Below are 22665 nucleotides of genomic sequence, written 5' to 3'. Positions count from 1 at the left end.
TCGCCGCGTTCAGGCCCCCAGGGCCGGCGCCGATGGCGGAGCTCTGACGCCGGGAGCGCCGCGCGTGTGGCGCTCAGACGGGCCGATGTCCGGCCGCAGCGCCCCCTCGCCGGGCGCAGAAGGGATGTCCATGTCTCGCGAGGTCGCTTTCTTGACGGACGTGGGAGGAGGTTCGCCGTTCGAGATCGCCGGCGGCACCGTGACCGGGACCGACCACCTCGCGGTGGGGCGGCCCAACCAGGACGCCTACGCCTTCCGGGCCGAGGGCGGCTGTCTTGCCGCGGTGGTCTGCGACGGCTGCGGCAGCGGCGCGCGCAGCGAGGTGGGCGCGGCGCTCGGGGCCCGGCTCGTGACCGAGCAGGTGCTCGGCGCGCTCCGGCGGGGCGCCGACGTCGCGTCGCCGGAGACCTGGGAAGAGGTGCGGCTCGGGACCCTCGCGCCGCTCCGGGCCATGGCCGGCGCCATGGGCGGGAGCCTCGCCGAGGTCGTGTCGACCTACTTCCTCTTCACCGCGGTCGGCCTCGCGATCTCCGGGGACACGGCGTGCGCGTTCTCCCTCGGCGACGGCCTGATCGCCCTCGGCGACGAGCTCCTGCGGCTCGGCCCCTTCCCGAGGAACGAGCCCCCGTACCTCGCGTACGGTCTGCTCGATCGCCCGCCGGGCGGCGAGGCGCCGCGCTTCACCGTGCACCGCGCCTTCCCGTCGAGCGCCCTCCGGACTGCCCTGCTCGGCACCGACGGCGCGCTCGATCTCCTGGAGTCGTCGTCCCGGCAGCTCCCGGGCGGCGGCGGCGAGGTCGGCCCGCTCTCGCGGTTCTGGGAGGACGACCGCACCTTCGGCAACCCGGACGCGGTGAGGAGGCGGCTCGCGCTCATCAACCGCACGGTGACGCGGCCTGTGTGGAAGGAAGAGCGGCTGGAGCGCGAGGGCGGGCTGCTGCGCGACGACACGACCCTGATCGTCGTGCGAAGGGCGCATAGCGCGCGCGCCTGAGGCGCCGCCCTGCGCGGCGTCACGACGGGGAATAGCGCGGGTTCTCGAACGCCCAGAGGAGGCGAAGGTGGACGTGTATCTTGGTTCAAAGCGAGTTCGACTCGACCCCAAGGCCTCGATCGGCAAGGGCGGAGAGGCGGACGTGTTCGACCTCGGCGACGGCCGCGCGCTCAAGGTCTGGAAGACCCCCGATCACCCGGATTACGCCGGGCAGGACGCCGAGCAGCGCGCGGCGCAGGACCGAATCGAGCGCCACCAGGACAAGCTGCGCGCCTTTCCGGGCGCGCTGCCCGGCCAGGTGATCGCGCCCGTCGAGCTCGCGACCGACAAGGCGAGGAAGCGCCTCGTGGGCTACGCCATGCGCCTCGTGCGCGGCGCGGAGCCGCTCCTGCGGTACGGCGAGCCGTCGATGCGCCACCGCGGGCTCTCGTCGGCCGCGGTCTCCGGGGTGCTCGCGGGGCTCCACAGGACCGTCGAGGCGATCCACGGCCGGGGCGTCGAGATCGGCGACTTCAACGATCTCAACGTCCTCGTCGCCGGCGGCGAGGCGTTCGTCATCGACGCCGACAGCTTCCAGTTCGGCCCGTTCCTGTGTCAGGTGTTCACCGAGCGCTTCGTCGATCCGCTGCTCTGCGACCCTTCCCTGCCCCGGCCGATGCTGGGGAGGCCGTATTCGACGGACTCCGACTGGTACGCGTTCGCCGTGATGGCCATGCAGAGCCTGCTCTGCGTGGGGCCCTATGGCGGCGTCTTCCGGCCGCGGTCCGCGTCGGCGCGCGTGCCCGAGTGCGCGAGGCCGCTCCGCCGCATCACCGTGTTCGACCGCGAGGTGCGGTATCCGAAGCCGGCGATCCCCTACCGCGTCCTGCCGGACGACCTCCTGGACGCGCTGTACCGCGTCTTCGTCCAGGACCAGCGCGGCGTGTTCCCGCGCCGGCTGATCGAGGCGCTCGCGTGGACGAGGTGCCCGTCGTGCGGCGTCGAGCACGCGCGCCCTGCCTGCCCGACCTGCGCGGGCGCCGCGCCGGCCGCGGTGAAGGAGTCGACCGTGGTCCACGGCGAGGTGCTCGCGACGCGGATCCTGAGCACGCGCGGGGTGATCCTCGCCGCGTCGGTCGGGCCGGGCGGGCTCTCTTACCTCGTGAACGAGGGCGGGCGTTTCCTGCGGGAGGACGGATCGCTCGTGATGTCCGGCGCGCCTCACCCCGCGATGCGGTTCGCGGTGCACGGGAGGGCGACGCTGATCGGCCGGGGCGGCGAGCTCGTTGTGCTCTCGCCGGACGCGGCGCCCGAGCGGATCCAGGTGGACTGCCTCGGGACGAGGCCCATCTTCGACGTGGGCGAGCGCGCCCGCTACTGGACGCGCGGCGGCCAGCTCCTGCGCAGCGGCAGGCCGGGCGCCGCCGCGCTGTCGGGCGAGGCGGACGCCGTCCCGATGGGCGATGTCCTCGCCGGGCAAACCGTGTTCTGGGTCGGTCCCCGCTTCGGGCTCGGCTTCTACCGCGCCGGGAACGTCTCGATCGCGTTCGTGTTCGACGCCGAGCGGCCGGGCCTCAAGGACACGGTCAAGCTGCCTTTCCCCGGCGGCAAGCTCACCTCGGCCACGTGCGTGTTCGACGCGGGCCCGGGCGCGGCGTCCCGCGCCGGCCGCGGGCGCGCCTGGCTCTTCCTCGCGGCCGAGCAGGCCGGCCGGACGGTGCACCGGTGCCTCGTCGTCGGCGAGGACGGCGCGGTCGAGGCGATGGCCGACGGCGAGGGGGAAGGCGGCTCGTGGCTCGGTGCGCTCACCGGCAAGTGCGCGGCGTCGGGGTTCCTGCTCTCGGCCACCGACAGCGGCGTCGTCCGCGTCGAGGTCCGAGGGGGAGCGCTCGTGGAGACGCGGCAGTTCCCCGGCACCGAGCCGTTCGTCACGCAGGCTTCCCGGCTGCTCGTCGGGCCCGAGGGCCTGTTCGTCGTCGACGCGCAGTCGATCACCTTGCTTCGCATCGCGTGAATCCATGGCTGAGCTGATCGGCCCGCGCTCGCGGGCCGCCTGAGAGGAGAGAGAGAGATCATGAAAACGACCGAGCTCCCGCTGCCCACCTTCTACGATCCGAGGAACGCCGAGCGGTGGGGCTACCACCCCGACGAGACGGCGCTCCACGGCGCCGCCACCGCGTGGCGGAAGGCGCACGGCATGAAGCCGTCGGCCGCGGACGCGCAGAACATCCACCTCCTGCTCATCGATGTTCAGAAGGACTTCTGCTTCCCGCAGGGCTCGCTGTACGTCGCCGGCAGGAGCGGCACGGGCGCGGTCGACGACAGCCGCCGCATCGCCGAGTTCATCTACAGGAACCTCGCGTCCATCACGAACATGACGGTCACCATGGACACCCATTTTGCTTACCAGATCTTCTTCCCGTCGTTCTGGGTGGATCGCGAGGACCGGCCGCTCAGCGCGTACCGCGAGATCACCACGGCGCAGATCGACGCGGGGGAGGTGCGGCCGAACCCGGCCGTGGCGAAGTGGCTCTGCGGCGGCAACTATCCGTGGCTGATGAAGCAGGTCCGGTACTACTGCGAGGAGCTCGAGAAGGCGGGCAAATACAGGCTCTACCTGTGGCCGCCGCACTGCATCCTCGGGAGCGACGGCCACGCGCTCGCGGGGGTCGTGCACGAGGCGCGGATGTTCCACGCGTTCGCGCGCGGGGTGCAGTCGTGGGTCGAGGTCAAGGGCGGCAACCCGCTCACCGAGAACTACTCGGTGATGCAGCCCGAGGTGCTGACGCGCCACGACGGCCAGCCGCTGGCGCAGCGGAGCACGCTCTTCCTGAAGACGCTGCTCCACGCGGACGCGGTGATCATCGCCGGCCAGGCCTCGAGCCACTGCGTGCGCAGCTCGATCGAGGACATCTTGACCGAGGTCGCGCTGACCGACCGCGCGCTCGCGAAGAAGATCTACGTGATGACCGACTGCATGTCGCCGGTCACCGTGCCCGACGGCAAGGGGGGATTCGTGGCCGACTTCACCGCCGAGGCGGACAAGGCCCTGAGCCGGTTCGCCGCCGCCGGCATGAACCTCGTGAAGAGCACCGACCCGGTCGCGCGCTGGCTCGTCTAGCGCCGCGCGGCCTGGCCGGCCGCCCCGGCTTCGCGCGCTGGAACGCATGACCCTGGAGGATCCGATACCATGAGCAAGGACAACGGGAAGACGATGAATGGCGGCGGCTCGCTCGACATCGAGCAGCTGTTCGAGGCCGCGCGGGACGAGGGAGCGCTCTCGCCCGAGGCGATGCAGGCGCTGCACATCACCGACCTGGGCGCCCAGATCCAGGCCGGCTTCGGCGTGCAGGTGGACGACGTCGCGTCGTCGGAGGTGGTGCTGGTCACGGTGATGCCCGACGACTCGGGTTCCATCAAGTTCGCCGGCAACGCCCGGGCGGTGCGCGACGGGCACAACCTCGTTGTGGGCGCCCTGGCCGACTCCAAGCAGCGCGACTCCATCCTGGCGCACAACCGCTACCTGAACGGAGAGGTGCTGTATCCGTATTGCCCGATCGCCCAGGCGTTGAAGATGGATACGAAGAACTACGACCCCATGCTCGGCACGCCGCTCTACGACCAGACGGTGGTGCTCCTCGGAACGGTGATCGCGAAGGCGCAGGAGTTCGCGCTGAGCGGCGTCCCGGCGCGCACCGTCACGCTGATCATCTCGGACGGCGCCGACGCGGGCTCGACGTGGGCCAAGGCCAAGGACGTGTGCGCGCTCGTCCGCGACATGCGCCGGGCCGAGGCCCACATCGTGGCGGCGATCGGCATCGACGACGGGAACACCGACTTCCGCGCCGTCTTCCGCGACATGGGCATCGAGGACCGCTGGATCCTGACGCCGAAGAGCGACGCGGCCGACATCCGCAAGGCGTTCGCGCTGTTCTCCCAGTCGGCGGTGCGCGCCAGCCAGGGCGGCGCGTCGTTCTCCAAGGCGGCCGCCGGCGGCTTCGGAGGATGACTCCCCCTCCCCTTGCTGTCCGCGGTGACGCCTGGTAGCCGTGCTCGCCCTGCGGCCCTCCGCGCGCCTCCCCTCCTCGCGGCGGCGCCGGAGCGCTCCGGGCTCCGATCCGAGGTGGTCTCCGATGACGGTCGTGCGGTGGAAAGCAGTGGAGCGGCGCGTGACCCAGCACTCGCCGTGGCGGCGGATCGAGGATGTCACCTTCGAGCTCCCGGACGGGCAGATCCGCACGTTCTCGCTGAAGAAGGAGGGGCGCGTCGTCTGCGTCCTCGCCCTCTCCCGCGAGAAGCGGGTGATCCTGGCGCGCCAGTACAGGCCCGGGCCCGACAGGATCCTCGACGAGCTCCCCGGCGGCGGCGTCGAGCCGGGCGAGACCCCGGAGGACGCGGCGGCGCGCGAGCTGCTCGAGGAGACGGGGTATGTCGCCGGACGGCTCCTGCCGCTCGGACGCCCGCTCGAGTGCGCCTACTCGACCATCGAACGACACGCGTTCCTGGCCGTGGAGTGCGTGCGTCAGGGGGAGCAGGCGCTCGATGAGACCGAGTTCATCGACGTGATCGAGAAGCCGATCGAGGACTTCGTCGCGCAGCTCAGGGAGGGCGCCTGCACCGACCCGGAGGTCGGGTGGATGGGGCTTTACGAGCTGGGCTGCCTGAGAGCGCACCGCTGATCCGCGCCGCGCGCCCGACCTCGGCGAGCCCGCCTCTCGCCTCGGCGTTGCGAGCGCGTTGCGAGCCCCGCCGGCCGCCGGCTGGGCTATGCTGGAGGTCATGCGCAGGCACGAACACGTCCTCCTGGCGCCCGGCGCAGACGCGTCGGGTCGCACGCTCCAGGCGCCGTCGAGCGGCAGGGCCCGTCCGCACGTCGACGACCGGCTGGCCCCGCCCGAGACGCGGGTGGAGTACCTCGACGGCGCCGAGCTCTTCGCCGCCCCGGCCGATGCGCCGCACGCCACGCAGCATTTCGATCTGACCTACGTCCTCGGCGCCCACGTCGCCGCGGGCTACCGGGGCGCCGTCGACATGCTCACCCGGGCCGACTACGGCAGCGATTATGCGCCCGACGCCAGCGTCTTCTCGCAGAAGCCCGATCGCGGAGGCCACCGGCGGCTGGAGGAGCTGGCCTTCGAGGTCAGCGACAAGCAGGCCCTCGCCGTTCCGACCAGCAAGGCGCGCCGGCTGATCGATCGGGGCGTGCGGCGGGTGTTCTGCATCCTGGTGAAGCAGCGCCGGGTGCTGGAATGGTCGCGCGAGACCGACGGCTGGCAGCCGCTCGCGAAGGATGCGGTCATCGAGGACCGATGCCTCGTGCTCCCGCTGCCGATCCAGGCGCTGCTCGACGCCACCTCCTCGGACGACGCCGTCGCCCGCGCGCTGCTCGAGAAGCGCGTGCCCGCGCTCGAGGCGGCGCTCGCAGAAGGCGAGGCGCGCGGCGCGGCGCTCGGCGCGGCGCTCGGCGAGGCGCTTGGCGAGGCGCGCGGCGAGGCGCGCGGCGTAGCGCTCGGCGAGGCGCGCGGCGCGGCGCTCGGCGAGGCGCTCGGCGAGGCGCGCGGCGCGCTGCTCGGCGAGGTCAGGATGGCGCAGGAGGCGATCGCCACGGTGCTGCAAGCGCGCGGGGTCGTGGTGCCGGCCAAGGTGGCTCGCACGATCGCCGGCTGCGACGATCCGACCCAGCTGCGGCGATGGCTCAAGCGCGCGGCCACCGCGGCCACGGCGGCCGAGGTCGTCGCGGGCTCCCGGCGCAAGCGTTGACGGTCGCCGTCAGTCGCTCCCCCCGCTGCGGCGCACGTGCTTCTTCTCGCTCGTGCGCCGCTTCTCGTCGAGCCGCCTCCTCTTCGACGCCCGCGTCGGCCGCGTCGGCCTCCGCAGCACCGGCACCACGAGCGCGCGAAGGATCAGCGCGCGCAGCTTCTCGCGCGCATCGTCCAGGTTGCGCTGCTGATCACGCGTGAGCTGACTTACTATGAGCAGGCGCCCCTCGGCGTCGAGCCGGCCATGCGCCAGCGCGTGCAGCCGCGTCTTGGCGCCCTCGTCGAGCTCCGGCCACGCGGCGAAGTCGAACCGCAGCTCGACCTTGGAGGCGACCTTGTTGACGTTCTGGCCGCCGGGCCCCGACGCGCGCACGGCGCTCCAGCTGAGGAGCGCGGCCGGGGCGGTCAGCGCATCGTGGATGACGAGGGGGTGGGACACGGCGGCTCGCTCTGCTCTGCGGCGGGCACGAGCGCCGCGCGGAGCGCCTGACCCCTAGCACGCCGGGGCGGCGGCGCCGTCGCTCCGGACGCGGCGGAGGATGAGCTCCTCCAGCCATCGCTCGAACGCCTTGCCCTCGCGCTCGTCGGGGTCGTCGCGGATCACCTCGACGCCCTTCTCGGCGCGGCCGCCGCTGCGCTCGATCAGGGTCTCGACGAGCGAGGTCCACGTGTACGTCTGGATCGCCCCGCCGAGGATCTCCATCACCAGCAGGTCGGCGAGGGTCGAGGCGCGGTTCCACGTCTGCACCTCGAACCGGACCGCCCCGTCGCCTCCGGGCGTGGGCTCGGCCAGGAAGCGCACGGCGCCGGCGAGCGGGTGGCCCTCGAGGGTGGCGAGGGTGATCGTGCGGGCCGAGACCTCCTCGACGCGCACCTGGACGTGCCCGCGCAGCGGCAGGGCCATCGTGAGCGTCGCGCCCGGCGCGATGCGCGTCGGGCTCTCGGGCTCGGCCCCGACGACGACCGTCTTGCGGGGGGTCAGCTCCGGGAGCTCGTCGCGCACGAGCGCGATGAGCCCCTCGGCGTCGAAGCGCGCCCCGCGGATCTCGGCGCTGTAGATCTTGCGGTGCATCGGGCCGAGCCCCTCGGACGGGAGCTGCTCGGGCAGCGAGTCGCCGAGCTTGGCCAGGCTCTCGTCGAGGGGTGTCGCCTTGACGCCGAGCACGTCGAGGGCGTTCTCGCGCCCCTCGGGGATGACGTTGCCCTCGGTCACCATCGTGATCTGGTCGGCGTTGACGGGCGTCTCGATGCCGAATTTCGCCGCGAGCTTCGCCCCGGTCGACTCGATCCACGCCGGCAGCGGGAGCCGGGCCGGGTGCCGGTCGGTCATGGCCTCGAAGCGGTCGAGCACCTTGTTCATCGAGGTCACCTCCGGGCCCGCCAGGTCGAGCTCGCGCCCTGCGAGGTCGGCGCGCTCGACCGCGGCGGCGAGCGCCTCGCCGCAGTCCTCGCACCAGATCGGCTGGAACGGATCGTCGCCCTTCCCGACGAGCGGCACGACCGGCAGCGTGCGCATCATCTTGAGCAGGAGCGAGACCTGGTCGTCGCCCGGGCCGAAGACATTGCCGGGGCGGACGATGATCCACTCGCGCGAGAACGTGCGGCAGATCTCCTCGCCTTGCTTCTTCGAGCGATGGTAGTCCGACTCGCCGCGATCGGCGCCGAGCGACGAGACGTAGACGAGGCGCTGGACGCGTGCCCGCTCGGCCTCGGCGACGAGGTTGCGTGTGCCCTCGACGTTGACGCTCTCGAACGTGACCTCCGGCGGCCGCTCGGCGACGACGGCCGCCAGGTGGATCACCGCGTCGCACCCCTCGGCGGCGCCGTGCACCGACGCGGCGTCGCCGATGTTGCCGTCGAACGCCTCGACATCGCCCTCGAACGACCTGCGATCGTCGCTCGCGTGGCGCGACAGGAGCCGGACGCTGTGCCCTCTCCGCAGGAGTCGCCGCACCACCTCCGGGCCCACCACCCCTGTGCCGCCGGTCACAAGAACCTTCATTCCCCGTTCTCCTTTGCATCCATCGGATGGCCAACGAAAGGCGGCGGCCGTGCCAGGCCCGGCCCGCAGCGTGCCCGGGGCTCTCAGGTCCGGCCGCCGCCCTTGCGCGCGCCGCTCAGGACGCCTTGCGCCGCGCCGACTCCCACCCGCGCCGCACGGTGCCCTTCGCCTCGTCCCACGTGCGACCGCTCTTGAGATCGGTCCACTCCTCCCTGAGCTTGCTCTCGACCCGATCGTCCCAGTCGCGGTGCTCGCTGTACTGGCCCGCCGCGCCCCAGCCGTAGCGCAGCCCCGGCTCGACCTCGTCCCAGTCGCTGTTCGGCACGTGGCGCGGCGGGATCGGCTGCTTGCCGAGCGCCTGCTTCACCGTGTCGTCGACGTCCTGGTCGAGCTCCTGCCCCTTGTTGTTGGTGAAGTCCGCCTTGGTCTGCTCCCAGTCGCGGCGCAGCGCTTCCTTCACGCGCTCCCAGCCGGACGTCCTCTGCTCATCCCACCACCTCGGATTGCTTGCCTGCGTCATGGATACCTCCTCCGTTGTGCTGAAAAGGACCCGGCGCGAAGGCCGGGCCCGGTGCGTGGGAGGCGGCCGTTACACGAACGGTGCCGCCGCGAGCGGGCACCTGGAATCATTTGTGAATACGGTGATTTACAGAGTTCGTCGGGCCGCGGCCTGCCCATCACCTCGCCTCCGGAGGAGGCTCGCCCGCGGCAGGCAGCCACGGATGAGACAAGCTGCCTCAGCTCATCCCGGGGGCGCTCCATGCAACGCCCGGCGCCGGGCGCGACGCGCCAGGATCACCCTGCCGGGCGCGCGCCCTCGTCCCACGCCGGCAGCGCGCAGCGGAACGTCGCCCCCTCGCCGGGGCCGCGCTCGGCCCACAGCCGGCCGCCGTGCGCCTCGACGATCGAGCGGCTGATCGCGAGGCCCACGCCGAGCCCGCGGGCCTTCGTCGTGACGAACGGCTCGAAGATCCGCTCGAGATCCTCGGGCGGGACCCCCTCGCCGGAGTCCGCCACCGAGAGCTCGACGCGGCCTGCGCCGCCCACCTGCGTCCGGACCACCACGCGGCGCACCTCGGGCGGACCGCTGGAGACCGCATCGAACGCGTTGACGAGCAGGTTGCAGAGCACCTGCTGCAGCTCGGCGCCGTCGCCCCGGACGCGCGGCAAGCCCGGCGCGAGCTCGATCCGCAGGGTCGCGCCCGCGCGGAGGGCGGCGCCGGCCAGGAGCCGGCGCGCCTCGCGGACGAGCTCGTTCAGGTCCAGCGCGGCCGCGCTGAGCTCGCCCTTGCGGAGCCTCGCGCGCATCCGCTGGATGACCTTCGCGGCGCGGTGGTCGTCCGCCACCATGTCGTCGAGCGCGGCGCGCACCTCGGCGACATCGGGCGGGGTCCGCGCGAGCAGCCGCTGCGCCGCCTGCGCGTTGCTCAGGATCGCGGCGAGCGGCTGGTTCAGCTCGTGCGCGATCGAGACCGCCAGCTCGCTCATCGCCGACACCCGGTTCAGGCACGCGAGCTCCTCCTGCGCCCGCTGCGCCTCGCTCTCGGCGGCCCGGCTCAGCTCGATCTTGCGCTCGAGGCGCCGGATCTCCGCGCGCAGCGCCTCCGTCCGCCGCGCCACCTCGAGCTCCAGCGAGGCCCGGGCGCGCGCGAGCTCCTCGTGCATCTCCGAGAACGCCCTCGTCGCCGCGCGCGCGGCGAGCTGCGCCCGCACGCGGGCCACGAGCTCCTCGCGGACGAACGGCCGGGTCACGCAATCGACCGCGCCGAGCTCGATCCCCCGCGCCCGGCCCGCCGAGTCGGCGAGCACGGTCATGAACAGGACCGGGATCTCGTGCGTCGCCGGGTCCTCCTTGAGGCGGCGGCAGATCTCGAAGCCGGAGAGGCCCGGCATCGCGGCGTCGAGCAGGACCAGATCGGGCTCCTCGCACCGGACCTGCTCCAGCGCCGCCTCCCCATCGCCGGCCTCCGCGAGGTCGAACGGCTGACCCGCGAGGGCCGCCGAGAGCAGCGCGCGGCTGCCGGGATCGCCGTCCACCAGCAGGACGAGCGGCGGGCGGGCGCGCGCCAGCCGGGAGCCCGAGGCCAGCGGGTCGGCGCGCGGTTCCAGCGCCTCGCCGCCTCGGACACCCTCAGCGACCTGAGCGCGGGATCGAGGCGCTGCCATGACGGAAACTCTGTGACACGCACCCCCTGCGGTCCGCCATGGGACCTTGGTCTCAGGGCGCGCCCCTGGCCTCGTCCCAGACCGGCAGGGCGCAGCGGAACGTCGCCCCCTCGCCGGCGCCGCGCTCGGCCCACAGCCGGCCGCCGTGCGCCTCGACGATCGAGCGGCTGATGGCGAGGCCCACGCCGAGCCCCTGGGCCTTCGACGTGAAGAACGGCTCGAAGATCCGCTCGAGATCCGCCGGGAGGACGCCCTCGCCGGAATCTGCCACCGAGAGCTCGACGCCGCCGCCGTCGGCCGGGCGGGCCCGCACCACCACGAGGCGCGCCTCGGGCGGGCGGCGCGAGACCGCGTCGAGCGCGTTGACGAGGAGGTTGAGGAGCACCTGCTGGAGCTGGATGCCGTCGCCCCGGACGCGCGGCAGGCCCGGCGCGAGCTCGATCCGCAGGGTCGCGCCCGCGAGGAGCGCGGCGCTGGCCACGAGCCGCGCCACCTCGCGGACGACCTCGCCGAGGTCCAGCGCGACCGCGGTGAGCTCGCCCTTGCGGAGCATCGCGCGCATCCGCTCGATGACCTTCGCGGCGCGGCGGTCGTCCGCCACGATGTCGTCGAGCGCGGCGCGCGCCTCGGCGACGTCCGGCGGGGTCCGCGCGAGCAGCCGCTGCGCCGCCTGCGCGTTGCTCAGGATCGCCGCGAGCGGCTGGTTCAGCTCGTGCGCGATCGAGGCCGCCAGCTCGCTCATCGCCGACACCCGGTTCAGGTGCGCGAGCTCGTCCTGGGCCTTCTGCACCTTGAGCTCGGCGGCGCGGCTCAGCTCGATCTCGCGCGCGAGGCGCTGGTTGGCCGCGCGCAGCTCCTCCGTCCGCCGCGCCACCTCGACCTCCAGCGAGGCGCGGGCGCGCGCGAGCTCGTCGTTCTTCTCGGAGAGCGCCCTCGCGGCGGCGTGGACCGCGAGCTGCGTCCGCACGCGGGCCACGAGCTCCTCGCGGACGAACGGTTTGCTCACGTAATCGACCGCGCCGAGCTCGAGCCCGCGCACGCGGCTCGCCGTGTCGGCGAGCACGGTCATGAACAGGACGGGGACCGCGCGCGTCGCCGGGTCCTCCTTCAGGCGGCGGCAGACCTCGAAGCCGGAGAGGCCCGGCATCACGGCGTCGAGCAGGACGAGGTCGGGCACCTCGCGCCGGACCTGCCGGAGCGCCATCTCCCCGTCGATCGCCACCGCGAGGGTGACGGGCTGGCCCGCGAGGGCCTCCGAGAGCAGCTTGAGGCTGCCGGGATCGTCGTCCACCAGCAAGACGAGCGGGGGGCGGTCCGGCGCCATGGCGGACCAGATGCCAGCGCGCCGACGGGTGCGTCAAGCGCTTCGCTGCCACGACGTCTGCCCGCGGGTTGACGCCCTCACCGGGTTGGGCGTGGAATGCGGTCGCTGCCATGCTCGCGACCTCGCCCACGGTGTTCGTTGTGGACGACGACCCCTCGGTGCTGCGCGCCCTCGAGCGGCTCCTGCGCGCGGCGGGGTACGCGGTGGAAGCGCACGCCGCGCCCGGCGCGTTCCTGGAGCGCGCGCCCTCGGAGCGGCCGGGCTGCGTGGTGGTCGACCTGCGCATGCCCGGCCTGGGCGGGCTCGATCTGCAGGAGGAGCTCTCGCGCCGGGGGTGCCCCCTGCCGATCGTGTTCCTGACCGGCCACGGCGACGTGTCGAGCTCGGTGCGGGCGATGAAGGCGGGCGCGATCGACTTCCTCACGAAGCCCTGCGACGACGAGGAGCTGCTCGCGGCGGTGGAGCGCGCCATCGCGCGCGACGCAGCGGCGCGCGCCACCCGGGGCGAGCAAGAGGCGCTGCGGACGCGCTTCGAGGCGCTCACCCCGCGCGAGCGCGAGGTGTGCCTGCGGGTCGCGCAGGGGCTCCTGAACAAGCAGATCGCCGACGAGCTCGGCGCGGCGGAGAAGACGATCAAGGTGCACCGCGGCCGGGTGATGGAGAAGCTCGGCGTCGAGTCGGTGGCGGAGCTCGTGCGGCTCGTGGATCGGCTCCAGGGGCCCTGAGCTGCGGCGCGCGAGCCGCCATGGGACGAAGGTCTCATGGTGAGGCGTCGCCCCCCGGACGGCGAGGCGGCGCCGCCCATGGGACCTTGGTCTTACGGCATCCTGTCGTCTGCCTGCGACGACCCTCATGGGACCAAGGTCCCATGGCGAGGGCCAAGCTTCCGGGATTAACTCCGGCGGACTTCGCGGCGGTGCGCGGAGGCATCGACTCTCATCGACTCTCATCCAGGGATCGAGCCCTTGAGCGGACGGCCGCCCTGGACCTGCGCTCAGCCCGGGCCGCGGCGCGCCGCACCGCGCGACGTCCATCTCCCCAGCTTTCACGGAAGCGCGCTCCGGCGCGCCCAATCATCACAATTCGAATCCAAGGAGGCGAATCCATGACAAGCAATATCACGCCGATCATCAACACCGTAGAGGGCCCGGTCCAGGGGGTCGTCGAGAGCGAGATCCTCGTGTTCAAGGGGATCCCCTACGCCCGTCCGCCCGTCGGCGACCTGCGCTGGAAGGAGCCGCAGCCCGTCGAGCCCTGGAAGGAGACCCGGGTCGCCGACACCTTCGGCAAGGCCTGCCTTCAGCCCACCTATCCCTCGATGGATGGCTCGGGCGACGTGGGGCCGCAGAGCGAGGACTGCCTGTACCTGAACGTCTGGACGAGCGGCGTGGAGCCCGGCGCGCGCAAGCCCGTGATGGTGTGGATCCATGGCGGCGCCTTCAAGATCGGCATCGGCAGCGACAAGCTCTTCGGCGGGGGGCCGCTGGCCAGGAAGGGCGCGGTGGTGGTGACCCTCAACTACCGCGTGGGCCTCCTCGGGTTCTTCGCCCATCCCGGGCTCGACAGGGAGCTCGGGCCGGCCAACTTCGGCCTGCTCGATCAGATCGCCGCGCTGGAGTGGGTGCAGCGCAATATCGCGGCGTTCGGCGGCGACCCTGGCAACGTCACGATCTTCGGCCAGTCGGCGGGGGCCGAGAGCGTCCTCGCCCTCTTCGCCTCCCCGCTCTCGCGGGACAGGACGCCGGCCCTGTTCCACAAGGGCATCGCGCAGAGCCCCTATGCGATCCCGGAGCAGACCCGGCTCAAGGCGTCCGAGCTCGGCGTCAAGGTGGCGTCGGCGCTGTTCAAGCTCAACGGCGCGCAGGCCACGGCCGAGGAGCTGCGGGCGGTGCCGGCGGAGAAGTTCACCGCGATGTTCATGCCGACCCCGGAGAACCCGCGGGGCCAGGTGCCCTACCTGGGCCCGAGCCCGGTGCGCGGCGACGTGGTGTTGCCGACGGGGCTCAGGGCCACCTTCGAGGCCGGCGAGCAGGCGCGAAAGCCGCTCATCATCGGCAGCAACAGCGACGAGGCGAGCGTCCTCGAGGCGTTCGGCATGGATCCGGCGGCCGTCATGCAGAGGATCATCGACGCGGGCGGGGAGGAGGCCGAGGACGCGCTGGAGACCCTGAAGGGTCTCTACCGCAGCGACCCCGAGGTGACCGAGGAGGACCTCGAGGACCCGAGCCGCTTCGCCGGCCTGGTGCTGCGCGACATGCTGTTCACCGCGCAGGCCCGGTGGCTCGCCGACAAGCACTCGAAGGTGGCCGACACGCGGTGGTACTACTTCAGCTACGTGCCTGAGGGGGACCGCGCTGACCAGCCCCACGGCGTCTCGCACGGCGGCGAGATGATCTTCCCGTTCGGGGGCAGGAAGGACAGGTTCACCGCGGCCGATCGGACGATGTCCGAGAAGGTCAGCAGCTACTGGTTCTCCTTCGCGAACACCGGTACGCCGGCGGGCGACACGGCGTGGCCCAAGCACGAGACGGGGGGACTGCTCATGCGGGACAAGACCCTGAAGCTCGGCGAGGAGATCGAGCTCGCGCACGACTTCAGGAAGGTGCGCCTCGACGCGCTCATCGCGCAGTACCCGGTGCTCGAGGCGGCGCTGGCGGCGGGTGGCGGCTCGGGCGGTGGGCCGCGGTAGAGCGGCTCGCCGACGCGCAGAGACGGGCAACCTGGAAGCAGGCGGAGAACCAGACTTCGCCTATTCAGGAAACCGAAACGTCTCGACCGCGACGGCGGGCCGCGGGGCGCCGCGTGGGGCCACGGACCGAGCGGCGCGCGTTGCCCAGGGCGGAGGTGCGCGCGGCGCCTCGCCGGCTCTTGCCGCCCGACCGCGCCTTCTACTACCCTCTCGCCCATGGCCAACCCGACCGCGCTCCTCGAGACCTCCCTGGGCAACATCACGATCGAGCTCTACCTCGACAAGATGCCCATCACCGCCGGCAATTTCCTCAAGCTCGCGAAGAGTGGCTTTTACGACGGGCTGCATTTCCACCGCGTCATCAACGGCTTCATGCTCCAGTTCGGCTGTCCGCACAGCCGCGACCCGAAGAGCCCGCGGGCGGGCACGGGCGACGGGCCCGACGGATGCATCCAGGACGAGCACCCGGCCAACGCCAAGCTCTCGAACGAGCCCGGCACGCTCTCCATGGCCAACACGGGCAGCCCCAACAGCGGCTCGTGCCAGTTCTTCATCAACACCGTCCAGAACGCCTACCTCGACTGGTTCACGCCCGGCCCCTCGAAGCACCCCGTGTTCGGCCGCGTGATCGAGGGCATGGACGTCGTGCGCAAGATCGAGACGGCGCGCACCGACGGAGGCGATCGGCCCCAGACCCCGATCCGTATGAATCGCGTCGTCGTGCAGGAAGCCTGATCCGCGCCGCCGCGCGCCGCGCTGACGTGATCGCGGCGCGCGCCCTGCCCCATCCCCCAGGCATGACCTGGGTCCTCTGCTGGCCTCTCAGCCGCCTGCCGGGGCGCTCGTCCTGGCGTCGAGGCCGCCCTTTCTGACGATGAAGGCGGCGATCTCCTCGACTCCCTTGTTCTCTTTCAGGTTGGTGAACAGGAACGGCCTCTCTCCCCGCATCTTGCGGGAGTCCCTGTCCATCACCTCCAGGCTCGCGCCGACCAGGGGAGCGAGGTCGATCTTGTTGATGACGAGCAGGTCCGATCGGGTGATCCCGGGGCCGCCCTTGCGCGGGATCTTGTCGCCGGCCGACACGTCGATGACGTAGATGGTGAGGTCGGCGAGCTCCGGCGAGAAGGTCGCCGCCAGGTTGTCTCCGCCGGACTCGACGAACACGAGATCGAGCGGGGCCAGGCGCTGCGAGATCTCGCGGACGGCCGCCAGGTTGATGGAGGCGTCCTCGCGGATCGCCGTGTGGGGGCAGCCGCCGGTCTCGACGCCGACGATGCGATCGGCGCTGAGCGCGCCCGAGCGGGTCAGGAACTCCGCGTCTTCCTTCGTGTAGATGTCGTTTGTGACGACGGCGACGCGCCACTCGTCGCGCATGCGCTTGCAGAGGCGATCGACGAGCGCCGTCTTGCCGGAGCCGACCGGCCCTCCGATACCGACACGGAGGGGACCGTGAGTGCTTGCTGTCATGATCGGAACAACCTCGTGTGCTGGGTTTCGTGTTGCATCGACGAGAGATCGACCCCCGGCGTCGCGGCGCCGATGCGGTCGAGCGGCGTGTCCCGGGCACGCCGGGCAGCGCCGGCGATGACCGGCTCGAGCGCCGCCACGACGCGCTGGCCGTCCGTCTGGCCGAGCGGGATCAGGCGCATGCCCGCCGAGACAAGGCCCGAGCCGAAGCCGTGCAGGTACGCCAGGAGCGCCGCATCGAGCGGCACCCCGTGCGCGGCCGCGGCGAGCCCGACCGCGACCGGGAGCGGCGCCTCACCGGCGTGGCGCTCGGCGAACGCGTCGAGGCGAGGGTGCGGCCAGGCGGCGCGGGTGATGGTGAGGAACGCGGCCCCCTGCTGGGCGCTCTCCAGGGCGAGCTCGCGGGTGCCCCGGAGCGCCGCCCCGAGCTCGGCCACCTCGTCGAGCTCCCGGTCGTGCTCGGCGCGGAAAGCGGCCGCGAGGAGCGCCGCATCGACCCGGCCGGAGCCCTCGCCGAGGATCGTCGCGACCCAGGCCCGGAGCTGCTCCGCCGTGCCGACCAGCCCCGCCTCCACCGCCCACTCCAGCCCGTGGCTGTAACTGAATCCGCCGACCGGATAGGCCGGCGACATCCAGCTCAGAAGGCGGTAGAGCGCGCCATCGCCCACGGAGCTCACCCGTGTCGGTCCCCATGACCGTGCTCATGGTCGTGGGAATGCCCATGACCGTGCTCAGGGTCGTGGGAATGCCCATGACCGTGCTCAGGGTCGTGGGAATGCCCATGACCGTGAGAATGCTCGTGGGAATGCCCATGCTCGTGGGAATGCCCATGACCGTGGGAATGCCCATGCTCGTGGGAATGCCCATGACCGTGCGGCGCCTGCCGGTCGTAGGCGCCGCGCTCCGGCGTGAAGGCGGCGCGGAGCGGCGTCGCCTCGGCGCCGAGCCCCCGGACCATGTCGACGATGACATGATCGTGGCGGATGAGGATCCGCGCGCCGTCGAAGGCCGCCGGGATATGACGGTTGCCGACGTGCCAGGCGATGCGGGCCAGGTCCGGCGCCTCGCGGCACGTGACCGCGACGAGCGCCTCGTCCGCCGCGCGCACCCGGATCCAGGCGCCGTCGTCGAGGCGAAGGCCGTCCCCGTCGCCGAGCACGGTCGCCTCCGGTAGGTCGAGCAGAAACTCCCACCCGTCGTCGGTGGCGAGCCGGATCCGCCGGCGGTGCCGGTCGTCGTAGGCGAGCGTCACGCACGCCTCGGCGGCGGCTTCAGGCGTGCTCCCGTGGGGGATGACCTCGATGGCGCGTCGCATGTCAGAACAGGAAGTAGCGCTGGGCCATGGGGAGCACCTCCGCCGGCTCGCAGGTGAGCAGCTCGCCGTCGGCCTTCACCGTGTAATGCTCCGGATCGACCTCGATGCGCGGCGTGGCGCTGTTGTGGATCATGCTCGCCTTCGAGATCCCCGACCGGGTGTTCTCCACCGCGAGCAACGGGCGCGACAGCCCGGCGCTCGCCGCGAGCCCGCGCGAGAGCGACGCCTGGCTCACGAACAGCACCGAGCTCTCGATCGCGTTCCGGCCGTAGGCCCCGAACATCGGCCGGTAGTGCACGGGCTGCGGCGTCGGGATGGCGGCGTTGGGATCGCCCATCGCCGCCATGACGATCGAGCCGCCCTTGAGCACCATGTCCGGCTTGACCCCGAAGAAGGCCGGCGACCAGACCACGAGATCGGCGAGCTTGCCGACCTCGACCGAGCCGATATGCCGGCTGACCCCCTGGGCGATGGCCGGGTTGATCGTGTACTTGGCGATATAGCGCTTGGCGCGGAAGTTGTCATTGTCCTGCTTCTCCTCGGGCAGCTTGCCGCGCTGGCGCTTCATCTTGTCGGCGGTCTGCCAGGTCCGCAGGACGACCTCGCCGACGCGCCCCATCGCCTGGCTGTCGCTCGCCATGATCGAGATGGCCCCGAGGTCGTGCAGGATGTCCTCGGCGGCGATCGTCTCCTTCCGGATACGGCTCTCGGCGAACTTCACGTCCTCCGGGATCTCCTTCTTGAGGTGATGGCAGACCATGAGCATGTCGAGGTGCTCGACGACCGTGTTCCGGGTATACGGCCGGGTCGGGTTCGTGGACGCCGGGAGCACGTTGGGCGCCCCGACAAGCGCGATGACGTCGGGCGCATGGCCGCCCCCGGCCCCCTCGGTGTGGAACGAGTGGATCGTCCGCCCCTTGAAGGCCCGGATCGTATCCTGCACGAAGCCGCCCTCGTTCAACGTGTCGGAGTGGAGCGCCACCTGGACGTCGTAGTCGTCGGCGACGGCAAGGCAGTTGTCGATCGCCGCCGGCGTGCTGCCCCAGTCTTCATGGAGCTTCAGCCCGCAGGCGCCAGCCTCGATCTGCTCGATGAGGCCGGCGGGACGGCTCGTGTTGCCCTTGGCGAACAGGCCGATGTTGACCGGCAGCGCCTCGGCGGCCTGGAGCATGCGCCGGAGGTGGAAGGGGCCGGGCGTGCAGGTCGTCGCGGTCGTGCCGGCCGCCGGCCCGGTGCCTCCGCCGATGAGCGTCGTCAGGCCCGAGCAGAGCGCCTCCTCGACGAGCTGAGGGCAGATGAAATGGATGTGCGTGTCGATGCCGCCGGCGGTCACGATCTTCCCGGCGCCCGCGATGATCTCGGTGCCGGGGCCGATGACGATCGTCACGCCGTCCTGCACATCGGGGTTGCCGGCCTTGCCGATGGCGGCGATCCGGCCGTCCTTGAGGCCGATGTCCGCCTTGACGATGCCCCAGTGGTCGAGGAGGAGCGCGCCCACGATCACCGTGTCGACGGCGCCCTCGGCCTGCGTCCGCTGGGACTGGCCCATGCCGTCGCGGATGACCTTGCCGCCGCCGAACGTGACCTCCTCGCCATAGCCGTGGAGCGCGGTGAGGTCCTGCTCGACCTCGATGAAGAGATCGGTGTCGGCGAGCCGCACCTTCTGGCCCACGGTCGGGCCGTACAGGCTCGCGTAGCTGGAATGAGAGATCGGATGAGCCATCGCCTGAGCCTCCTAGAGCGAGCCGTTGATCTTCCCCTGGAAGCCCACGACGACGCGGTCGCCGCCGTAGGGCACGAGGGACACTTCCTCTTTCTGGCCCGGCTCGAAGCGCTTCGCGGTGCCGGCCGGGATGTCGAGCCGCATGCCGCGGGCCTTCTGGCGGTCGAAGACGAGCGCCTCGTTCGTCTCGTAGAAATGGTAATGGCTGCCGACCTGGATCGGCCGATCGCCGGTGTTCTCGACGCTGAGCGTGACGACGGGCCGGCCCAGGTTGACCTGGATGTCCAGCTGCGCCGCCGGGCTGATGATCTCTCCGGGAATCATGACACCTCCTCCTCGCCTCTACGGCGTGCCCTGGGGCTCCGGCTGGATCTCGAGCCGCGGGCCGATCGGGTGGTGGACCGTGACGAGCTTCGTGCCGTCGGGGAACGTCGCCTCGACCTGGACATCGTGGATCATCTCGGCGACGCCCTCCATCACCTGATCCAGGAAGATCACGCGCGCGCCTCGGCACATCAGATCTTCCACCGAATGGCCGTCTCGGGCGCCCTCCATCACGAAGTCGGAGATGAGCGCGATCGCCTCGGGGTAGTTGAGCTTGACGCCGCGCTCCAGCCGCCGGCGCGCGACCATCGCGGCCATGGAGATCAGCAGTTTGTCCTTCTCTCGGGGGGTGAGATTCATCGACTCCTCCTCAGATCGACCAGAAGCGCGGCATGCGCGCCGGATGGCCCGAGCGCGCCGCCCTGAGCCACGAGACGAGATCGGTGAGATCGCGCCGCACGTGCGCCGGCTCCGCGCCGAGCGCCCGGGCCACGAGCACCCCGCCGACGAGCGTGGCGCCCGCGCGGGACGACCCGCGCGAGAGCCGCGCGCGGGCCTCGTCGACCCACGCCGCCGCGTCGTCGGCGACGAGCAGCGCGAGCCCCGCCGCCGTGGCGCCCCCGAAGCCCGCGGGGGCCGCGATCTGCGCGGCGATGTCGCCGGAGAGGGAGAGCGCCTCCGCCCAGAGGAGCCGCCCGCCGCGCCGGACGCGCCAGACGTCGTGCAGCGCGCCGGCCGTGAAGCGCTCGCCCCGGGCCAGCCGGCCGAAGACCAGGAGATCGAGCGCCAGCAGGCTCCCGCCGGGCGCGACGTCGAGCTCGACGCGCCGCTCGAGGCGGGCGTTGTCGAACAGGATCGTCTCCCGGGGCAGCCACTCGAGCGTGGCGCCCTCGCCGACGCGGAGATCGAGCGAGAGGCGGCTGGGGGCGCCGAGCGAAGGATAGACCTTCTCGGCGGCCTGGCTCGTCACGGTGGCCGTGGCGCCGCGGCGCGCCTCGACGGCGACCTGGAGGACATCGCCTCCGGCCATCCCGCCGGAGGTCGTGATGAACACCCCGAGCAGCGGCTCGTCCGGCTCTTGCCGCGGGAAGAGCATGCGGCACGGGGCGCGGTGCGCGAGGTGCACGGGCCTCGTGCGATCGTGCCGCTCGAAGCGGACCTCGAGAAACCCGTTGTCCCGCTGCAGCCCCAGGCGGTGCTCGGGGTGGTCCTTCGGGTCAGTCAATGAGAGCCCCTGTCGATCGTGCAAAGTGCTCCGCCTCGCCGCCGTTCGCCGCTCGTCGATCCGTCCTCAGGCTTGTACTCCGGCGCACGCAGCGCTGTCCATAGGACTTTGGCCCCATGGCGGCCGCCTCCCTCGGCGAGCGGACGAGCCATGCGCACGGGAGGGGAGCGTCGAGCACGCTCAAGAGAAGAGCAAGAGGTGCCTCCTCATCTCCGTCGCGAGCAAGAAAGCGGCGTAGTTCATGCTCAGGTGAGCCGCCCCTTGCTGAAAGCCGGTGAATCGGTTCATCTGCTCTGACATGGACCCGTCCGGGTTCATGTGGTAACGGGCTCGCTCCAGGAACGCGTCCCCTTCGCGCCGAAGCGCGTCCACGGTCCGGTCGAAGCGAGGATCGCCGGCGAGGAGCTCTTCCCCGGGGTCGAATCGCACGTCCTCCACGGGCAGCGCCTGAAAGAACGGCAGGCTCGTGGGCGTGAGGGCGATCCTCGTCGACCGCCGATACTGCATGGCCAGCTTGTAGTGATACATCGCGAAGCCGATCGTGATGCCCGGCCACGGGTTGCCGATCGAGTCCGTCCGGTAGCCATCGTAGCGGTCTTCCGGGTAGCGGCCGATCGCGATACCCGCGATCCGGCGCGACGGATCGTTGATCGGATAGAGGGACTGGAACGTTCTCTTCTGCGCCACGGCGGTCGCGAGCACCTGCTCGTGCTCGACCGGGTAGAGATCCTCGCCGTAGAGCTCGTGGTCGTGGATGGAGTACCCGCCCAGCGTCGCGAGGATGACCGAGCTGTCCAGGCCGCTCCGCGGGGGATCGGTCTCCTGATCGCGGACGGAGACGAGGTACTGGCGCTCGGGCTCCCAGTGCCGGCGCAGCTCGCCGTCCAGGTGTCTCGACTGATCCACGTAAAAACGCGCGGCCTCGTCGTCCCCGAGCCGCGTCGCGAGCGCGGCTCCCTCGATGAGCGCCTTCCGCTGCAGGAGCCGCGTGAAGAAGTGATGACCCAGCACCTCCTCCCAGAGGTCGTAACACGTCGCGCGCCAGCGGTGTGCTGTGTACTCCAGATCCGCCTTGATCACCGACCCGGTGGGCAGCCTCGCATCGTAGAGCCGCTCCTGCACCAGCTCCCGCCGGCCTTCGTCCAGGAGGAGGAAGGCCCAATGGGTGAGCTCGATGGCGCGAATGGCGGGCCCGTCGTCTTGCGGCCGCCCCCACGGGTCCATATAGGGCATTCCATCCACGAAGAACTTCGGTTCGCCGAGGCCGATGCCGGCCTGAACGGCCGTCCGCTGGATGTGCCAGGAAAAGTCCACGAACTCCATCATCCGATCGAAGTACCGTCGCCGTGCCTCGGGCTCTCGCGCCAGCCGGTAGAGCTGCAGGATGGCTTTGATGACAATTCCGGCGTCGCGGACCCAGTGATAGTAGTAATCAGGGTTCGATCTGGAAGGGGACGCGAGGATGGCCCCCGGGAGGGCGTCTGGAGGCGAGACGTTCCTCAGGAGATAGATCTCGGCGCGCTCGCTCTCCTGAAGAATCCACTCTTCAAGGCTGTCTTCTGGCATGAAGACGTGTCGCGGACGTTCCGTGTCGGCCATGACGGTATTGTTCGGGTGCGGCATATCGGTCTTCTGTTCCGCAGCTCGAATCGTAGCATTGGCGCTCTGCATCGACGTCACGGATCACGAGCCGAGCAC

Annotated in this window: 22 protein-coding genes; 9 read left to right on the top strand and 13 right to left on the bottom strand. The window is 71.5% G+C overall.

Annotated elements, in window-relative coordinates; translation table 11 throughout:
• Positions 1 to 130: 130 nt before the first annotated feature.
• The 6 genes from WME75_RS11575 (at position 131) to WME75_RS11550 (ending at position 6733) form a co-directional block, all read left to right on the top strand.
• A complete protein-coding gene (locus WME75_RS11575) occupies positions 131 to 994 on the top strand; it encodes a protein phosphatase 2C domain-containing protein (RefSeq protein WP_437489862.1) in 864 nt (287 codons plus the stop codon).
• A gap of 67 nt (positions 995 to 1061) precedes the next feature.
• Positions 1062 to 2987 (top strand): hypothetical protein, encoded by a 1926-nt coding sequence (locus tag WME75_RS11570; RefSeq protein WP_437489860.1) that lies wholly within the window; start codon positions 1062 to 1064, stop codon positions 2985 to 2987.
• 60 nt (positions 2988 to 3047) lie between these two features.
• Positions 3048 to 4094: a nicotinamidase gene (locus WME75_RS11565; RefSeq protein ID WP_437489859.1), complete on the top strand. Its 1047-nt coding sequence runs from the start codon at positions 3048 to 3050 to the stop codon at positions 4092 to 4094.
• Between the two features lie 69 nt (positions 4095 to 4163).
• The gene (locus WME75_RS11560; RefSeq protein ID WP_437489857.1) at positions 4164 to 4982 is read left to right on the top strand and encodes a hypothetical protein; all 819 of its coding nucleotides are present in this window, start codon (positions 4164 to 4166) and stop codon (positions 4980 to 4982) included.
• A 160-nt stretch (positions 4983 to 5142) separates the two neighbouring features.
• A complete protein-coding gene (locus tag WME75_RS11555) occupies positions 5143 to 5652 on the top strand; it encodes an NUDIX hydrolase (RefSeq protein WP_437489856.1) in 510 nt (169 codons plus the stop codon).
• A gap of 100 nt (positions 5653 to 5752) precedes the next feature.
• The gene (locus tag WME75_RS11550) at positions 5753 to 6733 is read left to right on the top strand and encodes a Uma2 family endonuclease (RefSeq protein ID WP_437489854.1); all 981 of its coding nucleotides are present in this window, start codon (positions 5753 to 5755) and stop codon (positions 6731 to 6733) included.
• Between the two features lie 9 nt (positions 6734 to 6742).
• Here the strand turns inward: WME75_RS11550 and arfB are convergent, their stop codons facing one another.
• From arfB to WME75_RS11525, 5 genes are all read right to left on the bottom strand, one after another.
• Complete coding sequence (gene arfB, locus WME75_RS11545; protein WP_437489852.1) at positions 6743 to 7171, bottom strand: alternative ribosome rescue aminoacyl-tRNA hydrolase ArfB; 429 nt, start codon at positions 7169 to 7171, stop codon at positions 6743 to 6745.
• A 54-nt stretch (positions 7172 to 7225) separates the two neighbouring features.
• Positions 7226 to 8734 (bottom strand): DUF1990 family protein, encoded by a 1509-nt coding sequence (locus tag WME75_RS11540; protein WP_437489850.1) that lies wholly within the window; start codon positions 8732 to 8734, stop codon positions 7226 to 7228.
• Positions 8735 to 8849: 115 nt separating this feature from the next.
• On the bottom strand, positions 8850 to 9254 hold the full coding sequence (locus tag WME75_RS11535) for a hypothetical protein (protein ID WP_437489848.1): 405 nt from the start codon (positions 9252 to 9254) through the stop codon (positions 8850 to 8852).
• Between the two features lie 275 nt (positions 9255 to 9529).
• Complete coding sequence (locus WME75_RS11530) at positions 9530 to 10900, bottom strand: ATP-binding protein (protein ID WP_437489846.1); 1371 nt, start codon at positions 10898 to 10900, stop codon at positions 9530 to 9532.
• Positions 10901 to 10952: 52 nt separating this feature from the next.
• Entirely contained in the window at positions 10953 to 12224 is a 1272-nt protein-coding gene (locus tag WME75_RS11525; RefSeq protein ID WP_437489844.1) for a hybrid sensor histidine kinase/response regulator, read from the bottom strand.
• A 110-nt stretch (positions 12225 to 12334) separates the two neighbouring features.
• Here WME75_RS11525 and WME75_RS11520 point away from each other — a divergent pair, with 110 nt between their 5' ends.
• The 3 genes from WME75_RS11520 (at position 12335) to WME75_RS11510 (ending at position 15648) form a co-directional block, all read left to right on the top strand.
• On the top strand, positions 12335 to 12949 hold the full coding sequence (locus tag WME75_RS11520; protein WP_437489841.1) for a response regulator transcription factor: 615 nt from the start codon (positions 12335 to 12337) through the stop codon (positions 12947 to 12949).
• A 380-nt stretch (positions 12950 to 13329) separates the two neighbouring features.
• On the top strand, positions 13330 to 14913 hold the full coding sequence (locus WME75_RS11515; RefSeq protein ID WP_437489838.1) for a carboxylesterase/lipase family protein: 1584 nt from the start codon (positions 13330 to 13332) through the stop codon (positions 14911 to 14913).
• A 216-nt stretch (positions 14914 to 15129) separates the two neighbouring features.
• A complete protein-coding gene (locus WME75_RS11510; RefSeq protein WP_437489835.1) occupies positions 15130 to 15648 on the top strand; it encodes a peptidylprolyl isomerase in 519 nt (172 codons plus the stop codon).
• Between the two features lie 87 nt (positions 15649 to 15735).
• Here the strand turns inward: WME75_RS11510 and ureG are convergent, their stop codons facing one another.
• The 8 genes from ureG to WME75_RS11470 form a co-directional block, all read right to left on the bottom strand.
• Positions 15736 to 16380 carry an urease accessory protein UreG gene (gene ureG, locus WME75_RS11505; protein ID WP_437489833.1) on the bottom strand — a complete coding sequence of 215 codons (645 nt, stop codon included), beginning with the start codon at positions 16378 to 16380 and terminating at the stop codon, positions 15736 to 15738.
• Entirely contained in the window at positions 16377 to 17057 is a 681-nt protein-coding gene (locus tag WME75_RS11500) for an urease accessory protein UreF (RefSeq protein ID WP_437489830.1), read from the bottom strand. Before WME75_RS11500 ends, ureG begins: the two co-directional genes overlap by 4 nt.
• A complete protein-coding gene (locus WME75_RS11495; RefSeq protein WP_437489828.1) occupies positions 17054 to 17695 on the bottom strand; it encodes an urease accessory protein UreE in 642 nt (213 codons plus the stop codon). The genes WME75_RS11500 and WME75_RS11495 overlap by 4 nt, the downstream gene beginning before the upstream one ends.
• A gap of 1 nt (position 17696) precedes the next feature.
• Complete coding sequence (gene ureC / locus WME75_RS11490) at positions 17697 to 19418, bottom strand: urease subunit alpha (RefSeq protein ID WP_437489825.1); 1722 nt, start codon at positions 19416 to 19418, stop codon at positions 17697 to 17699.
• Between the two features lie 12 nt (positions 19419 to 19430).
• Positions 19431 to 19742 (bottom strand): urease subunit beta, encoded by a 312-nt coding sequence (locus tag WME75_RS11485; RefSeq protein WP_437489822.1) that lies wholly within the window; start codon positions 19740 to 19742, stop codon positions 19431 to 19433.
• Between the two features lie 18 nt (positions 19743 to 19760).
• Positions 19761 to 20102 (bottom strand): urease subunit gamma, encoded by a 342-nt coding sequence (locus WME75_RS11480; protein WP_437489819.1) that lies wholly within the window; start codon positions 20100 to 20102, stop codon positions 19761 to 19763.
• Between the two features lie 10 nt (positions 20103 to 20112).
• Positions 20113 to 20967 carry an urease accessory protein UreD gene (locus tag WME75_RS11475; protein ID WP_437489816.1) on the bottom strand — a complete coding sequence of 285 codons (855 nt, stop codon included), beginning with the start codon at positions 20965 to 20967 and terminating at the stop codon, positions 20113 to 20115.
• 180 nt (positions 20968 to 21147) lie between these two features.
• Positions 21148 to 22566: a glycoside hydrolase family 15 protein gene (locus WME75_RS11470; RefSeq protein WP_437489813.1), complete on the bottom strand. Its 1419-nt coding sequence runs from the start codon at positions 22564 to 22566 to the stop codon at positions 21148 to 21150.
• Positions 22567 to 22665: the final 99 nt, after the last annotated feature.

Origin of the sequence: Sorangium sp. So ce1014, from assembly GCF_051521505.1 — a bacterium.
GTDB lineage: Bacteria > Myxococcota_A > Polyangia > Polyangiales > Polyangiaceae > Sorangium.
The sequence above is the reverse complement of the archived record's forward strand: the minus strand, read 5'-3'. Positions and strand labels throughout refer to the sequence as shown.